At 53.2% G+C, this 23,272-nt stretch carries 21 protein-coding genes and 1 pseudogene; 9 read left to right on the top strand and 13 right to left on the bottom strand.

Translation table 11 applies throughout. The features are described from left to right. Window positions 1-45: 45 nt before the first annotated feature. The 6 genes from ybdG to ACJHXB_RS19120 form a co-directional block, all read right to left on the bottom strand. Complete coding sequence (gene ybdG, locus ACJHXB_RS19145; protein ID WP_001153150.1) at window positions 46-1,293, bottom strand: mechanosensitive ion channel YbdG; 1,248 nt, start codon at window positions 1,291-1,293, stop codon at window positions 46-48. Window positions 1,294-1,400: 107 nt separating this feature from the next. Then, window positions 1,401-2,054 (bottom strand): oxygen-insensitive NAD(P)H nitroreductase, encoded by a 654-nt coding sequence (nfsB, locus tag ACJHXB_RS19140; RefSeq protein ID WP_000351452.1) that lies wholly within the window; start codon window positions 2,052-2,054, stop codon window positions 1,401-1,403. A 78-nt stretch (window positions 2,055-2,132) separates the two neighbouring features. After that, window positions 2,133-2,516, bottom strand: coding sequence for an MmcQ/YjbR family DNA-binding protein (locus ACJHXB_RS19135; protein WP_000360948.1), 384 nt, complete (start codon window positions 2,514-2,516; stop codon window positions 2,133-2,135). Window positions 2,517-2,580: 64 nt separating this feature from the next. After that, on the bottom strand, window positions 2,581-2,829 hold the full coding sequence (locus tag ACJHXB_RS19130) for a DUF1158 domain-containing protein (protein WP_000682518.1): 249 nt from the start codon (window positions 2,827-2,829) through the stop codon (window positions 2,581-2,583). Window positions 2,830-2,894: 65 nt separating this feature from the next. After that, window positions 2,895-4,013 (bottom strand): YbdK family carboxylate-amine ligase, encoded by a 1,119-nt coding sequence (locus ACJHXB_RS19125; RefSeq protein ID WP_001130628.1) that lies wholly within the window; start codon window positions 4,011-4,013, stop codon window positions 2,895-2,897. 205 nt (window positions 4,014-4,218) lie between these two features. Further along, complete coding sequence (locus tag ACJHXB_RS19120) at window positions 4,219-4,488, bottom strand: hypothetical protein (RefSeq protein ID WP_071526521.1); 270 nt, start codon at window positions 4,486-4,488, stop codon at window positions 4,219-4,221. Here ACJHXB_RS19120 and hokE (ACJHXB_RS19115) point away from each other — a divergent pair. Continuing rightward, window positions 4,457-4,609 carry a type I toxin-antitoxin system toxin HokE gene (hokE, locus tag ACJHXB_RS19115; RefSeq protein WP_000956455.1) on the top strand — a complete coding sequence of 51 codons (153 nt, stop codon included), beginning with the start codon at window positions 4,457-4,459 and terminating at the stop codon, window positions 4,607-4,609. The two genes, ACJHXB_RS19120 and hokE (ACJHXB_RS19115), sit on opposite strands and share 32 nt — an antisense overlap. A gap of 152 nt (window positions 4,610-4,761) precedes the next feature. On the opposite strand, the pseudogene ACJHXB_RS19110 reads toward hokE (ACJHXB_RS19115), so the two are convergent. Further along, window positions 4,762-4,991 (bottom strand): annotated as a pseudogene (locus tag ACJHXB_RS19110) (hypothetical protein). Here ACJHXB_RS19110 and hokE (ACJHXB_RS19105) point away from each other — a divergent pair. Continuing rightward, window positions 4,960-5,112 (top strand): type I toxin-antitoxin system toxin HokE, encoded by a 153-nt coding sequence (gene hokE / locus ACJHXB_RS19105; RefSeq protein ID WP_000956470.1) that lies wholly within the window; start codon window positions 4,960-4,962, stop codon window positions 5,110-5,112. The pseudogene ACJHXB_RS19110 and the gene hokE (ACJHXB_RS19105) overlap by 32 nt on opposite strands. A 121-nt stretch (window positions 5,113-5,233) precedes the next feature. Here the strand turns inward: hokE (ACJHXB_RS19105) and entD are convergent, their stop codons facing one another. Next, window positions 5,234-5,854, bottom strand: a complete 621-nt coding sequence (entD, locus tag ACJHXB_RS19100) for an enterobactin synthase subunit EntD (RefSeq protein ID WP_001366506.1) — start codon at window positions 5,852-5,854, stop codon at window positions 5,234-5,236. Window positions 5,855-6,028: 174 nt separating this feature from the next. Next, window positions 6,029-8,269, bottom strand: coding sequence for a siderophore enterobactin receptor FepA (gene fepA, locus ACJHXB_RS19095; RefSeq protein ID WP_001034923.1), 2,241 nt, complete (start codon window positions 8,267-8,269; stop codon window positions 6,029-6,031). Window positions 8,270-8,511: 242 nt separating this feature from the next. Between fepA and fes the strand changes: the two genes are divergently transcribed. From fes to wzz(fepE), 4 genes are all read left to right on the top strand, one after another. Next, a complete protein-coding gene (gene fes / locus ACJHXB_RS19090; RefSeq protein ID WP_000125831.1) occupies window positions 8,512-9,714 on the top strand; it encodes an enterochelin esterase in 1,203 nt (400 codons plus the stop codon). Window positions 9,715-9,716: 2 nt separating this feature from the next. Continuing rightward, on the top strand, window positions 9,717-9,935 hold the full coding sequence (gene ybdZ / locus ACJHXB_RS19085) for an enterobactin biosynthesis protein YbdZ (RefSeq protein WP_000885788.1): 219 nt from the start codon (window positions 9,717-9,719) through the stop codon (window positions 9,933-9,935). After that, on the top strand, window positions 9,932-13,813 hold the full coding sequence (gene entF / locus ACJHXB_RS19080) for an enterobactin non-ribosomal peptide synthetase EntF (protein ID WP_000077750.1): 3,882 nt from the start codon (window positions 9,932-9,934) through the stop codon (window positions 13,811-13,813). Before ybdZ ends, entF begins: the two co-directional genes overlap by 4 nt. A gap of 214 nt (window positions 13,814-14,027) precedes the next feature. Continuing rightward, window positions 14,028-15,161, top strand: coding sequence for an LPS O-antigen length regulator Wzz(fepE) (gene wzz(fepE), locus ACJHXB_RS19075; RefSeq protein WP_000096709.1), 1,134 nt, complete (start codon window positions 14,028-14,030; stop codon window positions 15,159-15,161). On the opposite strand, the gene fepC is transcribed toward wzz(fepE), so the two are convergent. Genes fepC through fepD form a run of 3 tightly spaced genes read right to left on the bottom strand, consistent with a single transcriptional unit; the run spans window position 15,158 to window position 17,963 of the window. Next, complete coding sequence (gene fepC, locus ACJHXB_RS19070) at window positions 15,158-15,973, bottom strand: iron-enterobactin ABC transporter ATP-binding protein (protein WP_000140646.1); 816 nt, start codon at window positions 15,971-15,973, stop codon at window positions 15,158-15,160. The two genes, wzz(fepE) and fepC, sit on opposite strands and share 4 nt — an antisense overlap. Next, window positions 15,970-16,962, bottom strand: coding sequence for an iron-enterobactin ABC transporter permease (gene fepG / locus ACJHXB_RS19065; protein WP_000640924.1), 993 nt, complete (start codon window positions 16,960-16,962; stop codon window positions 15,970-15,972). Before fepG ends, fepC begins: the two co-directional genes overlap by 4 nt. After that, window positions 16,959-17,963, bottom strand: a complete 1,005-nt coding sequence (fepD, locus tag ACJHXB_RS19060; RefSeq protein ID WP_001469130.1) for a Fe(3+)-siderophore ABC transporter permease — start codon at window positions 17,961-17,963, stop codon at window positions 16,959-16,961. Before fepD ends, fepG begins: the two co-directional genes overlap by 4 nt. A 110-nt stretch (window positions 17,964-18,073) precedes the next feature. On the opposite strand from fepD, the gene entS reads away from it, so the two are divergent. Continuing rightward, window positions 18,074-19,324: an enterobactin transporter EntS gene (gene entS, locus ACJHXB_RS19055; protein WP_001041788.1), complete on the top strand. Its 1,251-nt coding sequence runs from the start codon at window positions 18,074-18,076 to the stop codon at window positions 19,322-19,324. A 3-nt stretch (window positions 19,325-19,327) separates the two neighbouring features. On the opposite strand, the gene fepB is transcribed toward entS, so the two are convergent. Further along, window positions 19,328-20,284 (bottom strand): Fe2+-enterobactin ABC transporter substrate-binding protein, encoded by a 957-nt coding sequence (gene fepB / locus ACJHXB_RS19050; RefSeq protein ID WP_001234368.1) that lies wholly within the window; start codon window positions 20,282-20,284, stop codon window positions 19,328-19,330. A gap of 188 nt (window positions 20,285-20,472) precedes the next feature. On the opposite strand from fepB, the gene entC reads away from it, so the two are divergent. After that, window positions 20,473-21,648: an isochorismate synthase EntC gene (gene entC / locus ACJHXB_RS19045; protein WP_000381303.1), complete on the top strand. Its 1,176-nt coding sequence runs from the start codon at window positions 20,473-20,475 to the stop codon at window positions 21,646-21,648. A gap of 9 nt (window positions 21,649-21,657) precedes the next feature. Continuing rightward, on the top strand, window positions 21,658-23,268 hold the full coding sequence (entE, locus tag ACJHXB_RS19040; protein WP_000026816.1) for a (2,3-dihydroxybenzoyl)adenylate synthase EntE: 1,611 nt from the start codon (window positions 21,658-21,660) through the stop codon (window positions 23,266-23,268). Window positions 23,269-23,272: the final 4 nt, after the last annotated feature.

Here is a 23,272-nt window from a genome sequence, read left to right as displayed (position 1 = left end):
CATCCGAAACCGCTCTCATCCATTCGATAAGAGCGGTTTTTTTAATTACTGCTTAAATGCACCCGCCAGAGAGCGAATATCATTGCCAGTTGGCGACTGATGAAGTCGCAGACCAAACTCTTCGACAATCGCAAATATATGGTCGAATATATCAGCCTGAATGCTTTCATATTCCAGCCACACCACGGTGTTGGTAAACGCATAGATCTCGAGCGGTAAACCGTTATCACCAGGAGCCAGTTGGCGTACCATTAAGGTCATATCTTTGCGAATCCGCGGATGATTCCGCAGATATTCGTTCAGATAGGCACGAAAGGTTCCAATATTGGTCATTCGGCGCAGGTTTAATACCGACTCCGTAGAACCTTGCTGGCGATTCCACTCATTAATTTCCTGATGGCGGCTGGTTAAATATGGCTTTAACAAATGCGCTTTATTCAGACGTTCCATTTCGCCTTCATCAAGAAAACGAATACTGGTGACATCAATACTGATACTGCGCTTAATACGTCGCCCGCCAGATGCTGACATCCCGCTCCAGTTTTTAAAGGAGTCAGAGACCAGAGACCAGGTGGGAATAGTGGTAATGGTATTGTCCCAGTTACGCACTTTGACGGTGGTTAACCCAATATCGATCACCGCGCCATCCGCGCCGTATTTCGGCATCTCCAGCCAGTCGCCCAGTTTCAGCATATCGTTCGCGGAAAGCTGAATACCTGCCACCAGACCAAGAATCGGATCTTTAAATACCAACATCAGCACGGCAGCCATTGCACCAAGACCGCTGATCAGAATCGCTGGCGACTGACCAATCAGCAGCGAGATCATCAAAATGCCGACCAGAATCGCGCCGATCAGTTTAATCCCCTGAAATATCCCTTTCAGCGGTAACTGAGATGCCGCCGGGAATTTCTGCGCCAGATTCAAAATAACATCCAGCAACGAGAAGACTGAAAGCAGCGCATACATCATGATCCACAACTGCGCGCAGGTAGTCAGAATATCTGCCGCTTCGGTGCCTTTTTGCAGCCAGAATACCGCCTGAATATTGACGATAATCCCCTGCAGGGTAAAAGCTAAACGGTGGAAGAGTTTATTCTGGGTAATGATTTGCAACCAAAGCCGTGAACTGGCAATGGCGCGTTTTTCGAAGGTCCGCAGTACCACCCAATGCAAAATAATATGCACCACGACGGCGGTCAGAAAAATAATACCGAAAATCATCACCATTGAGGTGGTGTGATCGATCTCAATACCCGCTAAATCTTCAACCTGGGATATTAAATCCTGCATAACGTCTCCTTTATACAACAGCAGCCTATGATGACGGCTGAAACAGGGTTATGCAAATCAGGAGAATCTGAGGGGAAATAGCCGGGCAGATGCCCGGCAAGAGAGAATTACACTTCGGTTAAGGTGATGTTTTGCGGCAGACGAGATTTCGGCAGCGTAGCGTTAAAATCTTCAACGCTGTGATGACCTACCGGAACAACCACCAGACTGGTGTAGCCTTTCTCTTTCAGACCAAATTCTTCATCGAGGATGGCGGCGTCAAAACCTTCGATGGGCACCGCGTCCAGACCCAGCGCCGCCACGCCGAGCAGGAAGTTACCGACGTTGAGATAAACCTGTTTTGCCATCCACTGCGCATCATCATGCAGATCTTTACGGTGCATATCGGCGAAGAACTTGCGACCTTTATCGTTCGCGGCTTTCGCTTCCGGCGTGGCAAAGCGGCCATCGGCATCTTCCTGGTCAACAACCAGCTTCAGCCAGGCATCGTCCATCGCGGTTTTTGCACAGAACACCACGACGTGCGAGGCATCAAGCATTTTACGCTCGTTGAACACGTAATTATCGGCAGCGGATTTGGCAACACGCGCTTTACCTTCTTCCGTGCTGGCAACAATAAAATGCCATGGCTGGGAGTTGGTGCTGGATGGGCTGTATTGCAGGAGAGTTTTGATCTGCTCGGCCTGTTCCGGGGTAAGTTTTTTGCTGGCATCAAATGCCTTAGTGGAATGACGCTTTAAGGCGACAGAAATGATATCCATAAAGACTCCATGTGAAAGTAATTTTGCGTGCCAGCAGATTACAAGGATCGAGATGAAATGGTAAGCGAGAAAAATGCGCTATTGATTTACGGTTGAGTCAGGACGCAGTCGTTTTTGATCGCGTTTAGCCAGACCATCAACCACCAGATTCCACGAATCGTTGATCAGATCGCGAAGTAACGCTTCGGAGATTTCCTCGCCGGGATACACCGAAATCCAGTGCTTTTTATTCATGTGATACCCTGGCTTGATGCTTGGGTATATTTGCTGATTTAGCAGGGATTTTTGTGGATCGGACTTCAGATTGATAAAGGGGACGCCGCGCAGCTCCGACGACAGCATAAAAATCTTGCCGCCAATTTTAAAAACATCGAACTCCGGGCCAAACGGCCAGCAAAGCTCGACAAAGGGTAACTCAAGGGCCAGGCGTTTCGCCGTTTCGTGCAGTGATTGCTTATCCATAAACGTTCCTTTAGGCGAAGGAGAATAAGCAAAGTATGCCGCGAAGTACGGCGATAATCGACGTTTAATCCGCCAGTGAGAACCAGCGTCGCCAGATAAAGCGCAGAACAAAATACTCAATAGCGCCCAGCACTAAAAACCACAGACAAAACAATAAAGTGTAAAGCTGGCTAAGATCCATCAGATGGAACATGGTCACCAGTTTTTGTGCCAGCGTCAGCCCCAGTGCGGGGGCGGGCAGCAGCAGGCAAGAAAGGAAAGCCATCAGCAAAATGCCTGCTGCGGTGGTCAAGGTTTCTAAAGGGTGTTTCATAACATTGTTAAATGTAAGTTAAAACACCATTGTCAGGGATATTCTTCTGTAAGGCAATTCCCGGCTTAGTCACCAGCCCAGATCTCACAATGCTTTTTCACCAGCCCAATTAGCGAGCCACCATCGGCGACGAAATCACGCATTAGCTGCGCTTCATTCAGACCACTGACGACCTGGCGGTGCAGTGCTTCAATTGCGCTCGATGCACCAATTTTATGTGCCGAAGGGGCGATTTTTTCCAGTAAACGCAAGGTGTCTTCCGTTAGTGACCGACGATCGCCAGTATGCGGATCGGTAATGACGCCTTCCAGCCCATAGCGGCAGGCCTGGAAACGGTTGAATTTATACAGCAGGTAATCTTTCTCCTGATGTTTAAACGGGCGTTCCGTCAGTAACCAGTGGGCGGTAGCCTGAATCAATCCTGCCATATTTACCGCATGGCTAAGGGTTAACGGGGTATCCATTACCCGAACCTCCACCGTGCCAAAATGAGGGCTGGGGCGAATATCCCAGTGCAGATCTTTAATGCTGTCGATCATCGTGGTGTAACTCAGGCAACGAAACAGGGCTTCAAATTGTTGCCAGTTACTGACCCACGGCATCGGGCCATTATCGGGAAAGGCGGAAAAAATATTCGGTCGTGAGGAGGCAAAACGCGTATCCGTTCCTTGCATATATGGTGACGCGGCGGAAAGGGCGATAAAGTGCGGCACAAACTGTGACAGGCCGTGCAGCAAATAAATGGCGTCATCGCCACTGGCGCAACCAACATGGACATGCTGACCAAAAACGGTCGCCTGTTGAATGAGATAACCAAAGTTTTCCAGCGTTCGTTGATAGCGTTCGTTATCGCATACCTCCTGACGCTGCCATTTCTGAAACGGGTGCGTGCCACCGCCGCAAATTTCCAGATGATGATCTGCGGCTGCCTGCAATACGACTTTCTGCATCGCTGAAAATTGCCCTGCAGCCTGGTTGATATCACGGCAAACATCCGTCGCCAGCTCCAGCATACTTTCGGTGATATCGTGCTTTACCTCTCCGGCCGTGATCTTATTTTTAACCGCGTCAATCAGCATTGAAGAGTCCTGGCTTAAGTCATAGCCCGGCGGATTAACCACCTGCATTTCCAGTTCAATACCGAGGGTAAAAGGTTCAGAAACATGAAAATCGGGTAATGGCATAGGTTTCTCTTATGTTGGCGTTTTCTATTCAGTATAGAAGTGGGCGCGACTGGGCGAGATGCGGAAGTTCTGGAATGTTTCTTTTTTTTGGTGATGGTGACTGAAGCAAATTGGCTACATTTTGCAATATGACAAGTTATGGCAGTGCGGACTGGTGGCGAAGAATTTTGACGATTGAGGCATGCAGAAAAAAACGGGTTCAGCTTCAGTTGATCAAATGAGGATTGAGAAGTCCGAAACAGGACTTACTGTATAAATAAACAGCCATTTTGCTAAGGAAGGGTAAGATAACGGCGGGTGCCTGAAGCTTTCCGGTTTCAGGTTTACTCTGAGGTCTGGAAAGATGAAGCCCCAGGACGATATTTCTATCAACCCTGGGGCTGCCACTCCAAACCCAAACAATTTGGATGGTAGTCCCTTCTTCGCATGGAGGCAATATAAACATGCTGACGAAATATGCCCTTGCGGCAGTCATAGTGCTGTGTTTGACGGTGCTGGGATTTACGCTTCTGGTCGGAGACTCGCTGTGTGAGTTTACGGTGAAGGAACGTAATATTGAGTTTAAGGCTGTTCTCGCTTACGAACCGAAGAAGTAGCCGTTGTGCGGGGAGTAATCCCCGCATATCCGGTTGTCAGGTCAGGGTGGTAAGGCACCTGCTTTACACTTTCGCCCGCGGTCAGCAATGGCTGCGGGCGATGTCGTTTTACGAGCAATAACGAGTGTTGCCAACAGAAGTCCGAAACAGGACTAGCTGTATAAATAAACAGTTATTTTGCTAAGGAAGGGTAAGATAACAGCGGGTGCCTGAAGCTTTCCGGTTTCAGGTTTACTCTGAGGTCTGGAAAGATGAAGCCCCAGGAGATATTTCTATCAATCCTGGGGCTGCCACTCCGAACCTCAACAACTCGGATGGTAGTCCCTTCTTCGCATGGAGGCAATATAAACATGCTGACGAAATATGCCCTTGTGGCAGTCATAGTGCTGTGTTTAACGGTGCTGGGATTTACGCTTCTGGTCCGCGACTCGCTGTGTGAGTTTACGGTGAAGGAACGTAATATTGAGTTTAAGGCTGTTCTCGCTTACGAACCGAAGAAGTAGCCGTTGTGCGGGGAGTAATCCCCGCATATCCGGTTGTCAGGTCAGGATGGTAAGGCACCTGCTTTACACTTTCGCCCGTGGTCAGTGATGGCTGCGGGCGAATCGTACCAGATGTTGTCAATTAATCGTGTTGGCACAGCGTTATGACTATTTTTTCTTTTATCTGCCAGTGCACAGCAAACTGCTCATCCTCTAGTCGAATGATGATCTGCTGTTTATTCCAGCTAATTATCTGATAATCCAGAAAACCTTGAGTGGCCTGTATCTTGCTTGCCTTAAATGCGCTCTCTTTGGCGGAAAATGCCAGTGTCAGCGCCAGAGAAAAGGTTAAACCGCATTCTGCGAGTCGCTCGTGTTCTGCTGGTGTAATAATGTTGTTTGTCAATTCTCTTGCGGTTTGTACAGAGAAAATCTCTTCGATATCAATGCCAATCGGTTGACGAGATACCACGGCTAATGCCGTAGCCCCACAGTGGCTAATACTGCCGTATACCTCCGCAGGCCACACAGGTTGGCGTAGCTCGCCGATTGCGGGCACACATTTATAGCCATATTCCCGCAGCGCATAAACTGCAGCGATCCGTCCGGCTAAATGCTCTGTTTTACGTTTACGTCCAGCGTGTTGCAGTTGCGCGTAGTGCGGCAGCCAGAGTAAATCCTGCTCGCGAAAACTCGCCGGATCAAACTCAACAAAATGCAGCGTATGTCCTGCAAAGGGGAGGGCGGTATGCGTAGTTTTCATGTCGACCATATTAGAGAATGATGACAAACACAAAACTGCCTGATGCGCTACGCTTATCAGGCCTACGTGGTCCTGCAATATATTGAATTGGCAAGATTTTTGTAGGCCGGATAAGGCGTTCACGCCGCATCCGGCATGAACGACGCGCACTTTGTCAACAATCTGACGTTAGCATCAGAAGTGAGTATTAATGCTCATATACCACGTACGTCCCGGCTCGTTATAGGTATATGCCCCGGCACCGGCGATATAGTTGGCTCCTGCCAGATCGCCTGTGGTCTGGGCATTACCCGCACGCCACAAACGTTTGTCGAACAGGTTGTCCACGCCGCCGGTCAGACTGACATTCTTCGTTACATCCCAGGTCGCGCTCAGGCCAACAATGCTGTACGGGCTGATTTCTTTGGTTTCCGGTCCAACCGCTGGCTGACCTTTATAGTTGTACTTCTTCGGCTGCTGCTTGCCGTACCAGGTGAAGGTTGTTTGCATCGACAAATCTTCCCGTGCCTGCCAGCTCAGCGTTGAGTTCAACGTATACTCCGGGATGATCGACAAACGGTCGCCCGTGGTTTTGTTTTCACTCTTCAGCATATAAGTGATGTTATTGGTCCACATCACCGTTTCGCTAACCGGTACGTTTAACGATCCTTCCAGACCTTCAACCACCGCTTTCGGTACGTTATCCCACTGATAGAGATCGGTGCCGACTGCGTTTTGCCCTACAGCCACATAGCCCGCTTCAATCTTATTGCGATAATCGTTACGGAACCAGGTGACGCCCGCCAGCCAGCCGTCGCGTTTGAACTCCAGACCAATCTCTTTGTTGATGCTGGTTTCTGCTTTCAGGTCATCATTACCTTGCAGATAGCAGCCGCCCGCGCTGGCATAGCAGCCCTGACCTTTACTGTAGAGAATGTAGTTCGGGTTAGTCTGGTACAGACTCGGCGCTTTATAAGCACGGGCAATGCCCATTTTCAGCGTGAAGTCATCGCCTAAACCTTGCGAGATGTTCAGCGCCGGACTCCAGTTATTGCCAACAATGCTGTGATGATCGAAACGCAGCCCCGGCGTTACGATGGTGCTGTCAGTCAGCTCCATATTGTTTTCGGCAAATAGCGAGAAAATTTCTGCTTTTGAATACGGGCTACGGTCGGTGGCACTCACGCCATCAATAGCACCGCCGGTATTCGTCCCAGTGAGCGCCTGGGTGTTGGAACTTAAATCCTTCATCCGCTGCTGATTCCACTCCGTACCCAGCGTCAGCGTCTGGTTAACGAGGAAATCAATCGGCAGGTTAACTTCGCTGTGCAGCATCACGTCATCGAGATCGATATCGACGAAATCCTGTGTCGCTTTTTCGTTAAATTTCCCTTCGGTACCGCCCGCCAGACCTTCCGGAATACGCGAGTTACGGGTGTGTTCGTACTGCACCCAGTTGCTGGTGGTCACGCCGTTATCCCAGCCGCCGTTCCATGTCAGCGAGTAGTTCTGGCGATACAGACGGTTGGTTTCATCGCCATATTTCGAGCGGGTATAGGAGTCAGAGTTGGTGTTCTGGGTGTCGCCCGCATACAGGTTACCCTGGCGGCTGTAGCCCGCTTCCAGTTCGAGTGATTGCAGAGGCGCGAAGTCCCAGCGCACCACGCCATTAATATCTTTGTTAATTACCCCTTCGCGCCCGGCTGGTAACGTCGTGGCATACGTTCCGGCACGCGCGGACTGATGGCCCTGGTTGATATCCCACGCGTCAGCCTGAGTTTTGTCGAGGTTGCCATACAAGCGGAAGCTGAATTCGTCGCCCAGCGGACCGGTGAGGCTAAAGTTAGTGCGTTTGGTGGCACCTTCCTCTTTATGTTCTGGCGCATTGAAATAAGCGTCCCAGGAGCCGTGCCACTCACCGCTGCCTTTTTTGGTAATGATGTTAACCACGCCGCCCGCCGCGCCGTTGCCATAACGCGCAGCTGCCGGACCACGCAGAACTTCAATACGTTCAATCATTTCAGGTGGCACCCAGGAGGTATCACCACGGGTATCGCGCTCGCCACGCCAGCCCTGACGCACCGAGTTACGGCTGCTTACCGGCTTGCCGTCAATCAAAATCAGCGTGTTTTCCGGACCCATGCCGCGAATATCAATCTGTCGGTTATTCCCACGCTGACCACTGGTGGAGTTACCGGTCAGGTTAACGCCTGGCATGGTACGGATGATCTCCGACACATCGCGGGCAACCGGGTTTTTGCGGATTTCATCTGCGGTGATGGTCGAAACGCCAGGTGCCTGCAAGTTCTGCTCGGCGGCGGTAACGACAATGGTATCGTCATGTGAAACAGGAGTATCGGTCGGCTCTTGTGCCTGCGCTACCCCATAAATCCCCAGATTGACCAACAAGGCCAGGGAATGAATCTTCTTGTTCATTGTTTTATTCCTGCATTTTTGCCACGAATTGCAACTGTCGGGCATGGTCGTCATCAACACGACGCATCCCGCTACCGCGAAAACCTTTGATCCTGAAAGACACGCAGTGCAGTTGGTTAATTAATGTCCGCGCTTCCCACGGCGCGCCATTACGCTATTGCAAATGCAAATAGTTATCAATAATATTATCAATATATTTCTGCAATCAATGAAAAATTGCACAGTAAACATGGGGTTATGGTGTGACGGCGTTAAAAGTAGGAAGTGAGAGCTGGTGGCAGTCGAAACATGGCCCGGAATGGCAGCGTCTGAATGACGAAATGTTTGAGGTCACTTTCTGGTGGCGTGATCCCCAAGGTTCTGAAGAATACTCGACGATAAAGCGCGTATGGGTCTACATCACTGGTGTGACCGATCACCATCAGAACAGCCAGCCCCAGTCGATGCAGCGAATTGCAGGAACCGATGTTTGGCAGTGGACGACACAACTCAATGCCAACTGGCGCGGCAGCTACTGCTTTATTCCTACTGAACGCGATGACATTTTTTCTGCACCATCCCCCGATCGCCTCGAATTACGCGAAGGCTGGCGAAAACTATTACCCCAGGCGATAGCCGATCCGCTGAATCCACAAAGCTGGAAAGGCGGGCGAGGGCACGCTGTTTCTGCACTCGAAATGCCGCAAGCGCCCCTACAACCGGGTTGGAATTGTCCGCAAGCGCCAGAAACGCCTGCCAAAGAAATTATCTGGAAAAGTGAACGGTTGAAAAATTCACGCCGTGTATGGATTTTTACCACCGGCGATGCAACAGCAGAAGAACGCCCGCTGGCAGTTTTGCTCGATGGCGAATTTTGGGCGCAAAGTATGCCCGTCTGGCCTGCGCTAACTTCGCTGACCCATCGTCGGCAACTTCCTCCCGCCGTGTATGTGTTGATCGACGCTATCGACACCACGCACCGCGCCCACGAACTGCCGTGTAATGCGGATTTCTGGCTGGCAGTACAGCAAGAGTTATTACCCCTGGTGAAAGCTATTGCCCCTTTTAACGATCGCGCCGATCGCACCGTGGTCGCCGGGCAGAGTTTTGGTGGGCTTTCCGCGCTGTATGCCGGACTGCACTGGCCTGAACGCTTTGGCTGTGTATTAAGCCAGTCAGGATCGTACTGGTGGCCGCATCGGGGCGGGCAGCAAGAAGGTGTTTTACTTGAGCAACTTAAAGCTGGTGAAGTTAGCGCCGAAGGTCTGCGCATTGTGCTGGAAGCGGGTATTCGCGAGCCGATGATTATGCGGGCCAATCAGGCGCTGTATGCGCAATTACACCCCATAAAAGAATCCATTTTCTGGCGTCAGGTTGACGGCGGACATGATGCGCTTTGTTGGCGCGGTGGCTTGATGCAGGGGCTAATCGACCTCTGGCAACCACTTTTCCATGACAGGAGTTGAATATGGCATTCAGTAATCCCTTCGATGATCCGCAGGGAGCGTTTTACATTTTGCGCAATGCGCAGGGGCAATTCAGTCTGTGGCCGCAACAATGCGCCTTACCGGCAGGCTGGGACGTTGTGTGTCAGCCGCAGTCACAGGCGTCCTGCCAGCAGTGGCTGGAAGCCCACTGGCGTACTCTGACACCGTCGAATTTCACCCAGTTGCAGGAGGCGCAATGAGCCAGCATTTACCTTTGGTCGCCGCACAGCCCGGCATCTGGATGGCAGAAAAACTGTCGGATTTACCCTCCGCCTGGAGCGTGGCGCATTACGTTGAGTTAACCGGAGAGGTTGATGCGCCATTACTGGCCCGCGCGGTGGTTGCCGGATTAGCGCAAGCAGATACGCTGCGGATGCGTTTTACGGAAGATAACGGCGAAGTCTGGCAGTGGGTCGATGATGCGCTGACGTTCGAACTGCCAGAAATTATCGACCTGCGAACCAACATTGATCCGCACGGTACTGCGCGGGCATTAATGCAGGCAGATTTGCAACAAGATCTGCGCGTCGATAGCGGTAAACCACTGGTCTTTCATCAGTTGATACAGGTGGCGGATAACCGCTGGTACTGGTATCAGCGTTATCACCATTTGCTGGTCGATGGCTTCAGTTTCCCAGCCATTACCCGCCAGATCGCCAATATTTACTGCGCATGGCTGCGTGGCGAACCAACGCCTGCTTCGCCGTTTACGCCTTTCGCTGATGTAGTGGAAGAGTACCAGCAATACCGCGAAAGCGAAGCCTGGCAGCGTGATGCGGCATTCTGGGCGGAACAGCGTCGTCAATTGCCGCCGCCCGCGTCACTTTCTCCGGCACCTTTACCGGGGCGCAGCGCCTCGGCAGATATTCTACGCCTGAAACTGGAATTTACCGACGGGGAATTCCGCCAGCTGGCTACGCAACTTTCAGGTGTGCAGCGTACCGATTTAGCACTTGCGTTGGCAGCCTTGTGGCTGGGGCGATTGTGCAACCGCATGGACTACGCTGCCGGGTTTATCTTTATGCGTCGACTGGGCTCGGCGGCGCTGACGGCTACCGGACCCGTGCTCAACGTTTTGCCGTTGGGTATTCACATTGCGGCGCAAGAAACGCTGCCGCAACTGGCAACCCGACTGGCAGCACAACTGAAAAAAATGCGTCGTCATCAACGTTACGATGCCGAACAAATTGTCCGTGACAGCGGGCGAGCGGCAGGTGATGAACCGCTGTTTGGTCCGGTACTCAATATCAAGGTATTTGATTACCAACTGGATATTCCTGGTGTTCAGGCGCAAACCCATACCCTGGCAACCGGTCCGGTTAATGACCTTGAACTGGCCCTGTTCCCGGATGAACACGGTGATTTGAGTATTGAGATCCTCGCCAATAAACAGCGTTACGATGAGCCAACGTTAATTCAACATGCTGAACGCCTGAAAATGCTGATTGCCCAGTTCGCCGCGGATCCGGCGCTGTTGTGCGGCGATGTCGATATTATGCTGCCAGGTGAATATGTGCAGCTGGCGCAGATCAACGCCACTCAGGTTGAGATTCCAGAAACCACGCTGAGCGCGCTGGTGGCAGAACAAGCGGCAAAAACACCGGATGCTCCGGCGCTGGCAGATGCGCGTTACCTGTTCAGCTATCGGGAAATGCGCGAGCAGGTGGTGGCGCTGGCGAATCTGCTGCGTGAGCGCGGCGTTAAACCAGGCGACAGCGTGGCGGTGGCGCTACCGCGCTCGGTCTTTTTGACTCTGGCACTACATGCGATTGTTGAAACAGGTGCGGCCTGGTTACCGCTGGATACCGGCTATCCGGACGATCGCCTGAAAATGATGCTGGAAGATGCGCGTCCGTCGCTGTTAATCACCACCGACGATCAACTGCCGCGCTTTGCCGATGTTCCAGATTTAACCAGCCTTTGCTATAACGCCCCGCTTACACCGCAGGGCAGTGCGCCGCTGCAACTTTCACAACCGCACCACACGGCTTATATCATCTTTACCTCTGGCTCCACCGGCAGGCCGAAAGGGGTAATGGTCGGGCAGACGGCTATCGTTAACCGCCTGCTTTGGATGCAAAACCACTACCCGCTTACAGGCGAAGATATCGTTGCCCAAAAAACGCCGTGCAGTTTTGATGTCTCGGTGTGGGAGTTTTTCTGGCCGTTTATTGCCGGGGCTAAACTGGTGATGGCTGAACCGGAAGCGCACCGCGACCCGCTCGCTATGCAGCAATTCTTTGCCGAATATGGCGTAACGACCACGCACTTTGTGCCGTCGATGCTGGCGGCATTTGTTGCATCGCTGACTCCGCAAACCGCTCGTCAGAATTGCGCGACGTTGAAACAGGTTTTCTGTAGTGGTGAGGCCTTACCCGCTGATTTATGCCGCGAATGGCAACAGTTAACCAGCGTGCCGTTGCATAATCTATATGGCCCGACGGAAGCGGCGGTAGATGTCAGCTGGTATCCGGCTTTTGGCGAGGAACTGGCACAGGTGCGCGGTAGCAGTGTGCCGATTGGTTATCCGGTGTGGAATACGGGCCTGCGTATTCTTGATGCGATGATGCATCCGGTGCCGCCAGGTGTGGCGGGTGATCTCTATCTCACCGGTATTCAACTGGCGCAGGGGTATCTGGGACGACCCGATCTGACCGCCAGTCGCTTTATTGCCGATCCTTTTGCCCCAGGTGAACGGATGTACCGTACCGGAGACGTTGCCCGCTGGCTGGATAACGGCGCAGTGGAGTACCTCGGGCGCAGTGACGATCAGCTAAAAATTCGCGGGCAGCGTATCGAACTAGGCGAAATTGATCGCGTGATGCAGGCGCTGCCGGATGTCGAACAGGCCGTTACCCACGCCTGTGTGATTAACCAGGCGGCAGCCACTGGTGGTGATGCGCGTCAGTTGGTGGGCTATCTGGTGTCGCAATCGGGCCTGCCGTTGGATACCACTGCATTGCAGGCGCAGTTGCGCGAAACATTGCCACCGCATATGGTGCCCGTGGTTCTGCTGCAACTTCCGCAGTTGCCGCTTAGCGCCAACGGCAAGCTGGATCGCAAAGCCTTACCGTTGCCTGAACTGAAAGCACAAGCGCCGGGGCGTGCGCCGAAAGCGGGCAGTGAAACGATTATCGCTGCGGCATTCGCGTCGTTGCTGGGTTGTGACGTGCAGGATGCCGATGCTGACTTCTTCGCGCTTGGTGGTCATTCGCTACTGGCAATGAAATTGGCAGCGCAGTTAAGTCGGCAGTTTGCCCGTCAGGTGACGCCGGGGCAGGTGATGGTCGCATCAACCGTCGCCAAACTGGCAACGATTATTGATGGTGACGAGGACAGCTCCCGGCGCATGGGATTCGAAACCATTCTGCCGTTGCGTGAAGGTAATGGCCCGACGCTGTTTTGTTTCCATCCTGCGTCCGGTTTTGCCTGGCAGTTCAGCGTGCTCTCGCGTTATCTCGATCCACAATGGTCTATTATCGGCATTCAGTCGCCGCGCCCCAATGGCCCCATGCAGACCGCGGCAAATCTGGATGAAGTCTGCGAAGCGCATCTGGCAACGTTACTTGAACAACAACCGCACGGCCCTTATTACCTGCTGGGGTATTCGCTGGGCGGTACGCTGGCGCAGGGTATTGCGGCGCGGCTGCGTGCCCGTGGTGAACAGGTGGCATTTCTTGGCTTGCTGGATACCTGGCCGCCAGAAACGCAAAACTGGCAGGAAAAAGAGGCTAATGGCCTGGACCCGGAAGTGCTGGCGGAGATTAACCGCGAGCGCGAGGCCTTCCTGGCGGCACAGCAGGGAAGTACTTCAACGGAGTTGTTTACCACCATTGAAGGCAACTACGCTGATGCTGTGCGCCTGCTGACGACTGCTCATAGTGTACCGTTTGACGGTAAAGCGACGCTATTTGTTGCCGAACGCACGCTTCAGGAAGGTATGAGTCCTGAACAGGCCTGGGCACCGTGGATTGCTGAGCTGGATATCTATCGTCAGGATTGTGCGCATGTGGATATTATCTCTCCGGTGGCGTTTGAAAAAATTGGGCCGATTATTCGTGCGACGCTAAACAGATAAATTAACATTATCTATAAACCCATAATTACAGGAAATAATTATGGGTTTTTTATTTGTTTGATTTATAGGTTTGATGAATATTTCTCTTAAATAGAGTGAATGTTGCATTCAGTGGAAGGAATTTACAAACTTCAGCTTCGGATAATTATCACCAACTGGTAAAGTGAGCGCCGTGGAGATTTCCCCTATTGGACTCATTTTCAGGTTATACCCCATGTCATCACTGAATATTAAACAGGGAAGTGACGCTCATTTTCCTGAGTATCCTCTGGCGTCGCCCAGTAATAATGAAATTGATTTACTTAATCTAATCGCAGTTTTATGGCGGGCCAAAAAAACGGTCATGGCGGTCATTTTTGCGTTTGCCTGCGCAGGCTTGCTGATCTCTTTCATCCTGCCGCAAAAATGGACCAGCGCGGCGGTTGTCACGCCTCCAGAACCTGTTCAGTGGCAGGCGCTTGAGAAAACATTCACTAAGCTTCGAGTGCTGGATCTGGATATCAAAATTGATCGTACAGAAGCATTTAACCTGTTTATCAAGAAGTTTCAGTCGGTTAGCTTGCTGGAAGAGTACCTGCGCTCAACACCTTATGTGATGGACCAATTAAAAGAGGCGAAAATCGACGAACTGGATTTGCATCGCGCAATTGTCGCATTGAGCGAAAAAATGAAAGCGGTTGATGACAATGCCAGTAAGAAAAAAGATGAACCGTCACTTTATACCTCCTGGACGCTAAGTTTTACCGCGCCAACCAATGAAGAGGCGCAAACCGTTTTGAGCGGGTATATCGATTATATCTCTGCTCTGGTGGTGAAAGAGTCGATAGAAAATGAGCGCAATAGACTGGAGCTTAAAACCCAGTTTGAAAAAGAAAAACTGGCTCAGGACCGCATTAAAATGAAAAATCAACTTGATGCAAACATTCAGCGCCTCAATTATTCACTCGACATTGCCAACGCGGCAGGAATTAAAAAGCCCGTTTACAGTAATGGTCAGGCCGTTAAAGATGACCCCGATTTCTCTATTTCTCTCGGCGCAGACGGTATTGAACGCAAACTGGAAATTGAAAAAGCGGTTACTGATGTTGCGGAACTGAACGGTGAATTACGTAATCGTCAGTATCTTGTCGAGCAATTAACAAAAGCAAATATCAACGATGTGAATTTTACGCCGTTTAAATATCAGTTAAGCCCGTCATTGCCAGTGAAAAAAGACGGTCCGGGTAAGGCGATTATTGTGATCCTTTCTGCGATGGTCGGCGGGATGGTGGCTTGTGGTGGCGTGCTGTTGCGCTATGCGATGGCATCCAGAAAACAGGATGCCGTGATGGAAGAGCACTTAGTTTAAATCTTGGCAGTTGAAGGTGCCGTTCGTCCGAGCGGCACCACGAGCGGCGTTCCGGCAACCGGGTCGTCAATAATCATGCAGCGCAGACCATAAATGCGCTCGATCAATTCAGCAGTGACAATCTCTTTCGGCGCTCCCTGAGCAACAATTTTCCCTTCCCGCAATGCAATCAAATGGCTGGCGTAACGACAGGCCTGATTAAGATCGTGCAGCACCGCCGCCAGGGTATAGCCTTTCTCGCGGTTCAGTTCGCTTAACAGTTCCAGCAAATCAATCTGATGACTGATATCCAGCCAGGTCGTTGGTTCATCGAGCAGCATAATTGCCGTTTCCTGGGCCAGCACCATTGCTATCCACGCTCGCTGGCGTTGTCCGCCAGAAAGGGTATCCACGCTTTGATCTGCCAGATGAGTGATTCCCGTGGCCTGCATCGCTTTCGTTACCGCTTCTTCATCCTCTTTGCGCCAGCGGGTAAACAGCGGTTGATGCGGGTAACGTCCACGCGCCACCAGCTCCTGCACGGTGATATCGCCCGGCGTGGTAGCATTTTGCGCCAACAGGCCAATCCGGCGTGCAACCTCTTTACTGGCGTAATGTTGAATGTGCTCACCATCCAGCCAGACATGCCCGTGAGCAGGCGTCATCAGGCGGCTTAAAGTACGCAGTAACGTGGATTTACCGCAGCCATTTGGCCCGATAATTGCCGTGAAGTGACCATCAGGAATTTCTACAGTCAGATTTTCCGCAACGGTATATTTGCCATATCCGAGGGTTAACTGTTCGCCACGCAAACGGGCTACTGATTCGGTCATTTTTTGCGAGACTCCTGAATTAACAAGACGATAAGGTAAATACCACCGAGGCTGACGGTAACGACGCCAACCGGAAGTTGATACGGCATAAACAGTTGTTGGGCGCAGAGATCGGCCGCCAGCAGTAACAACGCCCCGCACAGCGCCGCCTGGGTCAGCCCCCAGCGAGCGGTGCCGCTAATGCGCCGGGCAATGTGTGGCGCGACTAAAGCAATAAAGGAAATCGGCCCCGCCAGGGCAGTGGCAGCTGCGGTAAGCACTACGGCGACCAGCATCATTAATAGCCGCGAACGTTCGACGCTGACGCCCAGCGCACACGCGGTATCATCGCCCATTTCCAGCAAGCGCATCCGGCGTACCAGTAAGGCGGCGGCAATTAGCATCAATATAATGATGGGTGCGGAAGGCGAGGTTTTTGCCCACGTCAGGCCGTTGAGCGATCCGGCATTCCACAAACCCGCTGTTAGTGCCGTTTCTAAAGACGCTTTCAGCAACAGCCAGGTATTAAAGGCCACCAGCATGGCGCGAACACCGATACCGATAATAATCAACCGAAAGGTGTCGATGCCGTTACGCCATGCGAGCAGCCAGACCAGCAGCGAGGTGACAATGCCGCCCGCCATTGCTGCTAGGGCGATAGCCGTCAGGTCCTGACCAAACAGCACCATCGCCACCAGCACGCCGCTCCACGCCCCGGTGTTAAAGCCCATTACGTCAGGACTGCCGAGTGGGTTACGCATCAGCGACTGAAAAATCGCGCCACTGACGCCCAGAGCCGCGCCAATTAACAGCGCCATCAGCACGCGTGGTAAACGCCATTCGGTGACCACCATCGTCATACTGCGCGGCGCATCGCCCATCAACGCGGCGAATATCTGCGAGGTTTCCAGCGTGACGGTACCGCTGCGTAATCCCCAGATACCTGCAACCACACAGGCGGTAATTAGCAGCAAACAGGTGATGATTAATCGGCGAGAGACGTAAATCATGCGCCACCTCGCGTTTTACGTCGCACGAGGAAGATCAGCACCGGTGCGCCAATAAAGGCACTGACCACAGAAACGCGCAACTCGCCGGGCACAATCACCCGCCCGATGATATCGGCAAACAGCAGCAGGGCAGGGGTGGCAAGTAGCGTGACGGGCAGCGACCAGCGATGATCGGCACCTACCAGCCAGCGCGCCATGTGCGGCATCATCAGGCCAATAAAGGCAATCGGGCCAACTACCGCCGTTGCACTACCGCAAAGCACGGTAATCGCCAGCAGACCAATCAACTGTGTGCGCGCCACGCGACTGCCCAGCGCCGTCGCGGTGTCACTGCCAAGGCTTAAACTGTTCAGTGCGCGGCTCAGTAATAGCGCGGTTACTCCGGCGATCAGCACCGGGATCAGCACTACTTTTAAGGTGTGTAAATTACGAATATCCAGCGAACCGGCTTGCCAGAAACGCAGTTGATCGTAGACGTCAGGATTAAGCAGGGCGATGCCGCTGGTCAGCCCTTCCAGCACCGCCGCCAGCGCCACGCCCGCCAGGGTTAAACGCACCGGACTTAACTGCCCTCCGCCCTGACTGCCGGTAAAGGCAACAATCAATGAGGCCACCAGCGCCCCGGCGAAGGCCATCGCCAGTTGTTCCTGCGCGGATGAGTAACCAAACAGCGCCGCACCCAGCACAATGGCAAAGCTGGCTCCGGCGTTCACACCAAGCAAGCCGGGGTCGGCAAGTGGGTTTCGGGTGAGGGTTTGCATCAGCGCCCCGGCAAGCCCAAGCGCACCGCCTGCCAGTAAACCGGCAAGGGTGCGCGGCAGTCGCGCGTCGAGCACGATGGTGCAGTCGGCGCTCTGGCAGGTGCCGGAGAGCGCCTCCAGCACTACGGAAGCGGGGAGTGATTTTGCCCCAATGAGCAGGCTTAATGCCGTCGCGATAATCAGTAAGAACAGCAATCCGGGCACGACAATGGCGCGTGTCACGGCAACAGAACCAGACATACGAACTTCCATGATAATGAAATTAATTATCGTTATCGATCTTATTTGGATATGTTAGCATGTGCAGCCTAAGAATAGGTATTTAAAATATTTGATGGCAAGGTATTGTAATGAATAAACAATCCTGGCTGCTTAACCTCAGCCTGTTGAAAACGCACCCGGCGTTTCGCGCAGTATTCCTCGCTCGTTTTATCTCAATTGTGTCTCTGGGTTTGCTCGGCGTCGCGGTGCCGGTGCAGATCCAGATGATGACGCATTCTACCTGGCAGGTGGGGCTTTCGGTGACGCTGACCGGCGGCGCGATGTTTGTTGGCCTGATGGTCGGCGGTGTGCTGGCGGATCGCTATGAACGCAAAAAAGTGATTTTGCTGGCGCGCGGCACCTGTGGCATTGGCTTCATTGGACTGTGCCTGAACGCGTTGCTGCCGGAGCCATCTTTGCTGGCAATCTATTTACTCGGTTTATGGGATGGTTTTTTCGCATCGCTTGGCGTTACGGCGCTACTGGCGGCGACACCTGCACTGGTAGGGCGTGAAAACTTAATGCAGGCCGGGGCGATCACCATGTTGACTGTGCGTCTGGGGTCGGTGATTTCGCCTATGATTGGCGGTTTATTGCTGGCGACCGGCGGCGTAGCCTGGAACTACGGGCTGGCGGCGGCGGGCACGTTTATTACCTTGCTGCCGTTATTAAGCCTTCCGGCGTTGCCACCGCCACCGCAGCCGCGTGAGCATCCGTTGAAATCATTACTGGCAGGATTTCGTTTTCTGCTCGCCAGCCCGCTGGTAGGAGGGATTGCGCTGTTGGGTGGTTTATTGACGATGGCGAGCGCGGTGCGGGTACTGTATCCGGCGCTGGCTGACAACTGGCAGATGTCGGCGGCACAGATTGGTTTTCTCTATGCGGCGATCCCGCTCGGCGCGGCTATTGGCGCGTTAACCAGCGGGAAGCTGGCACATAGCGCGCGACCAGGGTTATTGATGCTGCTCTCCACGCTGGGATCGTTCCTCGCCATTGGTCTGTTTGGCCTGATGCCGATGTGGATTTTAGGCGTGGTTTGTCTGGCGCTGTTCGGCTGGCTGAGCGCGGTTAGTTCGTTGCTGCAATATACAATGCTGCAAACGCAAACCCCGGAAGCGATGTTAGGGCGGATTAACGGTTTGTGGACGGCGCAAAACGTGACGGGCGATGCCATAGGTGCGGCGCTGTTAGGCGGTCTGGGAGCGATGATGACACCGGTTGCTTCCGCAAGCGCGAGCGGTTTTGGTTTGTTGATTATCGGCGTGTTGTTGTTGCTGGTGCTGGTGGAGTTGCGGCGTTTTCGCCAGACGCCGCCGCAGGTGACAGCGTCTGACGGTTAATGCTTAAAACAGCGCCTTAAGTCGTTCCAGCACTTGCATGGCGCTGTAGTAATCCAGACGGAACGTCTCGGTTCCCAGCGCATAAACTTGCTTGTTTTGTACTGCAGGCAGGTGCGCGAGCAGTGGATTAGCATAAATCGCATCGGCATCTTTCTGATCACCGGCGAACAGGAATAGTGACTCGCCATTTAACCCTGCAGCCAGATTTTCCCCACCAAGCTGAATGATGTCATGGCGTTTGCCCTGGCTTTGGCTGGCGTTTAAGTCTGCGGGCAACTTCGCCAGCGTAAAGCCGAGTTGTTCCAGCATCTGCCCTTGTGCTGATTCAGGCGTCCAGAGATTGGCACTGTGTGCAGCGGCGGTATAGACAATGGCCGTGACCGGCTGCGGAGGTAATTTGATTTGCTCTTTCGCCGCTGCCAGTTGCTTATCAAACTGTGCAATCCGCTCTGCCGCTTGTTTCTCATGCCCGGTAATTTCGCCAAGTCGCGTTAACAGCGACTGCCAGCTTTTGTCGTCGTAATTGATGATTAATGTCGGGGCGATGGTGGAAAGCTGATCGTACAGCGCCAGCGCTGAATCACCGCCGGTTGCGCTAATTAAAATCAGATCCGGCATTTGCGCGGCAACGGCTTCGGCGCTCGGTTCGCCGATATAGAGCCGTTGCAGTTTGCGTTCTTTCGCCACCTTGCTCCACTGGCGTAAAAAGCCCTGGTCATCCGCGACGCGGTTATTCGGTGTGGTCGCGCCGCTGGCAATCACCGGAGCATCAATCGCCAGCAGTGAGCCGGTCAGGGTGACGCTGGTGGAAACAATACGCTGCGGCTGGCTTTCCAGGGAATGAGTGCCACGGCTGTCAGTAATCTGACGCGGCCAGTCGGCGGCCTGAACTGCGACTATTCCTGAAAGCAAAAGTCCTGTTAATAGAAGGGCGTTGCGGTAGAGCGAGGCGAGTCTCACAAATCAGCTTCCTGTTATTAATGAAGTTAATGCTTCTCATTTTCATTGTAACCACAACCAGATGCAACCCCGAGTTGCAGATTGCGTTACCTCAAGAGTTGACATAGTGCGCGTTTGCTTTTAGGTTAGCGACCGAAAATATAAATGATAATCATTATTAAAGCCTTTATCATTTTGTGGAGGATGATATGGATACGTCACTGGCTGAGGAAGTACAGCAGACCATGGCAACACTTGCGCCCAATCGCTTTTTCTTTATGTCGCCGTACCGCAGTTTTACGACGTCAGGATGTTTCGCCCGCTTCGATGAACCCGCTGTGAACGGGGATTCACCCGACAGTCCCTTCCAGCAAAAACTCGCCGCGTTGTTTGCCGATGCCAAAGCGCAGGGCATCAAAAATCCGGTGATGGTCGGGGCGATTCCCTTCGATCCACGTCAGCCTTCGTCGCTATATATACCTGAATCCTGGCAGTCGTTCTCCCGTCAGGAAAAACAAGCTTCCGCACGCCGTTTCACTCGCAGCCAGTCGCTGAACGTGGTGGAACGTCAGGCAATTCCGGAACAAACCACGTTTGAACAGATGGTTGCCCGCGCTGCCGCACTTACCGCCACGCCGCAGGTCGACAAAGTGGTGTTGTCACGGTTGATTGATATCACCACTGACGCCGCCATTGATAGTGGCGTATTGCTGGAACGGTTGATTGCGCAAAACCCGGTTAGTTACAACTTCCATGTCCCGCTGGCTGATGGTGGCGTTCTGCTGGGGGCCAGCCCGGAACTGCTGCTACGTAAAGACGGCGAGCGTTTTAGCTCCATTCCGTTAGCCGGTTCCGCGCGTCGTCAGCCGGATGAAGTGCTCGATCGCGAAGCGGGTAATCGTCTGTTGGCGTCAGAAAAAGATCGCCATGAACATGAACTGGTGACTCAGGCGATGAAAGAGGTACTGCGCGAACGCAGTAGTGAGTTACACGTTCCTTCCTCTCCACAATTGATCACCACGCCGACGCTGTGGCATCTCGCAACTCCCTTTGAAGGTAAAGCGAATTCGCAAGAAAACGCACTGACTCTGGCCTGTCTGCTGCATCCGACCCCCGCGCTGAGCGGTTTCCCGCATCAGGCCGCGACCCAGGTTATTGCTGAACTGGAGCCGTTCGACCGCGAACTGTTTGGCGGCATTGTGGGTTGGTGTGACAGCGAAGGTAACGGCGAGTGGGTGGTGACCATCCGCTGCGCGAAGCTGCGGGAAAATCAGGTGCGTCTGTTTGCCGGAGCGGGGATTGTGCCTGCGTCGTCACCGTTGGGTGAGTGGCGCGAAACGGGCGTCAAACTTTCTACCATGTTGAACGTTTTTGGATTGCATTAAGGAGTGAGGATGAGCATTCCATTCACCCGCTGGCCGGAAGAGTTTGCCCGTCGCTATCGGGAAAAAGGCTACTGGCAGGATTTGCCGCTGACCGACATTCTGACCCGTCATGCCGCAAGCGACAGCATCGCGGTCATCGACGGCGAGCGGCAGTTGAGTTACCGGGAGCTGAATCAGGCGGCGGATAACCTCGCCTGTAGTTTGCGCCGTCAGGGCATTAAACCTGGTGAAACCGCGCTGGTACAACTGGGTAACGTCGCTGAATTGTATATTACCTTTTTCGCGCTGCTGAAGCTGGGCGTTGCGCCGGTGCTGGCGCTGTTCAGCCATCAGCGTAGTGAACTGAACGCCTATGCCAGCCAGATTGAACCGGCGTTACTGATTGCCGATCGCCAGCATGGGCTGTTTAGCGGGGATGATTTCCTCAATACATTTGTTGCAGAGCATTCCTCCATTCGCGTGGTGCAACTGCACAACGACAGCGGTGAGCATAATTTGCAGGATGCGATTAACCATCCGGCTGAGGATTTTACTGCCACGCCGTCACCTGCTGATGAAGTGGCCTATTTCCAGCTTTCCGGCGGCACCACCGGCACACCGAAACTGATCCCGCGCACTCATAACGACTACTACTACAGCGTGCGTCGTAGCGTCGAGATTTGTCAGTTCACACAACAGACACGCTACCTGTGCGCGATCCCGGCGGCTCATAACTACGCCATGAGTTCGCCAGGATCGCTGGGGGTATTTCTCGCTGGCGGCACTGTCGTTCTGGCTGCCGACCCCAGCGCTACGCTTTGCTTCCCATTGATTGAAAAACATCAGGTCAACGTTACCGCGCTGGTGCCGCCAGCAGTCAGCCTGTGGTTGCAGGCACTGGCTGAAGGCGAAAGCCGGGCGCAGCTTGCCTCGCTGAAACTGTTACAGGTCGGCGGCGCACGTCTTTCTGCCACCCTTGCGGCGCGTATTCCCGCTGAGATTGGCTGTCAGTTGCAGCAGGTGTTTGGCATGGCGGAAGGGCTGGTGAACTACACCCGACTTGATGATAGCGCGGAGAAAATTATCCATACCCAGGGTTACCCAATGTGTCCGGACGATGAAGTGTGGGTTGCCGATGCCGAAGGAAATCCACTGCCGCAAGGGGAAGTTGGACGCCTGATGACGCGCGGGCCGTACACCTTCCGCGGTTATTACAAAAGTCCGCAGCACAATGCCAGCGCCTTTGATGCCAACGGTTTTTACTGTTCCGGCGATCTGATCTCTATTGATCCAGAGGGTTACATCACCGTGCAGGGGCGCGAGAAAGATCAGATTAACCGTGGCGGCGAGAAGATCGCTGCCGAAGAGATCGAAAACCTGCTGCTGCGCCATCCGGCGGTGATCTACGCCGCACTGGTGAGCATGGAAGATGAGCTGATGGGCGAAAAAAGCTGTGCTTATCTGGTGGTAAAAGAGCCGCTGCGCGCGGTGCAGGTGCGTCGTTTCCTGCGTGAACAGGGTATTGCCGAATTTAAATTACCGGATCGCGTGGAGTGTGTGGATTCACTTCCGCTGACGGCGGTCGGGAAAGTCGATAAAAAACAATTACGTCAGTGGCTGGCGTCACGCGCATCAGCCTGAAGGA

This window comes from Escherichia sp. WS3227_2, assembly GCF_046486495.1.
Taxonomy (GTDB): domain Bacteria; phylum Pseudomonadota; class Gammaproteobacteria; order Enterobacterales; family Enterobacteriaceae; genus Escherichia; species Escherichia coli.
This window is presented reverse-complemented; position numbering and strand designations above follow the sequence as displayed.

Excerpts from the sequence above, each read along its gene's own strand:
- ybdZ (WP_000885788.1), top strand. The coding sequence starts at position 9,717 with ATGGCATTCAGTAATCCCTTCGATGATCCGCAGGGAGCGTTTTACATT.
- entE (WP_000026816.1), top strand. The coding sequence starts at position 21,658 with ATGAGCATTCCATTCACCCGCTGGCCGGAAGAGTTTGCCCGTCGCTAT.
- ACJHXB_RS19130 (WP_000682518.1), bottom strand. The coding sequence starts at position 2,829 with ATGAAACACCCTTTAGAAACCTTGACCACCGCAGCAGGCATTTTGCTG.
- hokE (WP_000956455.1), top strand. The coding sequence starts at position 4,457 with ATGCTGACGAAATATGCCCTTGCGGCAGTCATAGTGCTGTGTTTGACG.
- fepD (WP_001469130.1), bottom strand. The coding sequence starts at position 17,963 with ATGTCTGGTTCTGTTGCCGTGACACGCGCCATTGTCGTGCCCGGATTG.
- entS (WP_001041788.1), top strand. The coding sequence starts at position 18,074 with ATGAATAAACAATCCTGGCTGCTTAACCTCAGCCTGTTGAAAACGCAC.
- ybdG (WP_001153150.1), bottom strand. The coding sequence starts at position 1,293 with ATGCAGGATTTAATATCCCAGGTTGAAGATTTAGCGGGTATTGAGATC.
- fepG (WP_000640924.1), bottom strand. The coding sequence starts at position 16,962 with ATGATTTACGTCTCTCGCCGATTAATCATCACCTGTTTGCTGCTAATT.
- fepA (WP_001034923.1), bottom strand. The coding sequence starts at position 8,269 with ATGAACAAGAAGATTCATTCCCTGGCCTTGTTGGTCAATCTGGGGATT.
- fepC (WP_000140646.1), bottom strand. The coding sequence starts at position 15,973 with ATGACCGAATCAGTAGCCCGTTTGCGTGGCGAACAGTTAACCCTCGGA.
- ACJHXB_RS19120 (WP_071526521.1), bottom strand. The coding sequence starts at position 4,488 with ATGACTGCCGCAAGGGCATATTTCGTCAGCATGTTTATATTGCCTCCA.
- entF (WP_000077750.1), top strand. The coding sequence starts at position 9,932 with ATGAGCCAGCATTTACCTTTGGTCGCCGCACAGCCCGGCATCTGGATG.
- entC (WP_000381303.1), top strand. The coding sequence starts at position 20,473 with ATGGATACGTCACTGGCTGAGGAAGTACAGCAGACCATGGCAACACTT.
- ACJHXB_RS19125 (WP_001130628.1), bottom strand. The coding sequence starts at position 4,013 with ATGCCATTACCCGATTTTCATGTTTCTGAACCTTTTACCCTCGGTATT.
- hokE (WP_000956470.1), top strand. The coding sequence starts at position 4,960 with ATGCTGACGAAATATGCCCTTGTGGCAGTCATAGTGCTGTGTTTAACG.
- ACJHXB_RS19135 (WP_000360948.1), bottom strand. The coding sequence starts at position 2,516 with ATGGATAAGCAATCACTGCACGAAACGGCGAAACGCCTGGCCCTTGAG.
- entD (WP_001366506.1), bottom strand. The coding sequence starts at position 5,854 with ATGAAAACTACGCATACCGCCCTCCCCTTTGCAGGACATACGCTGCAT.
- nfsB (WP_000351452.1), bottom strand. The coding sequence starts at position 2,054 with ATGGATATCATTTCTGTCGCCTTAAAGCGTCATTCCACTAAGGCATTT.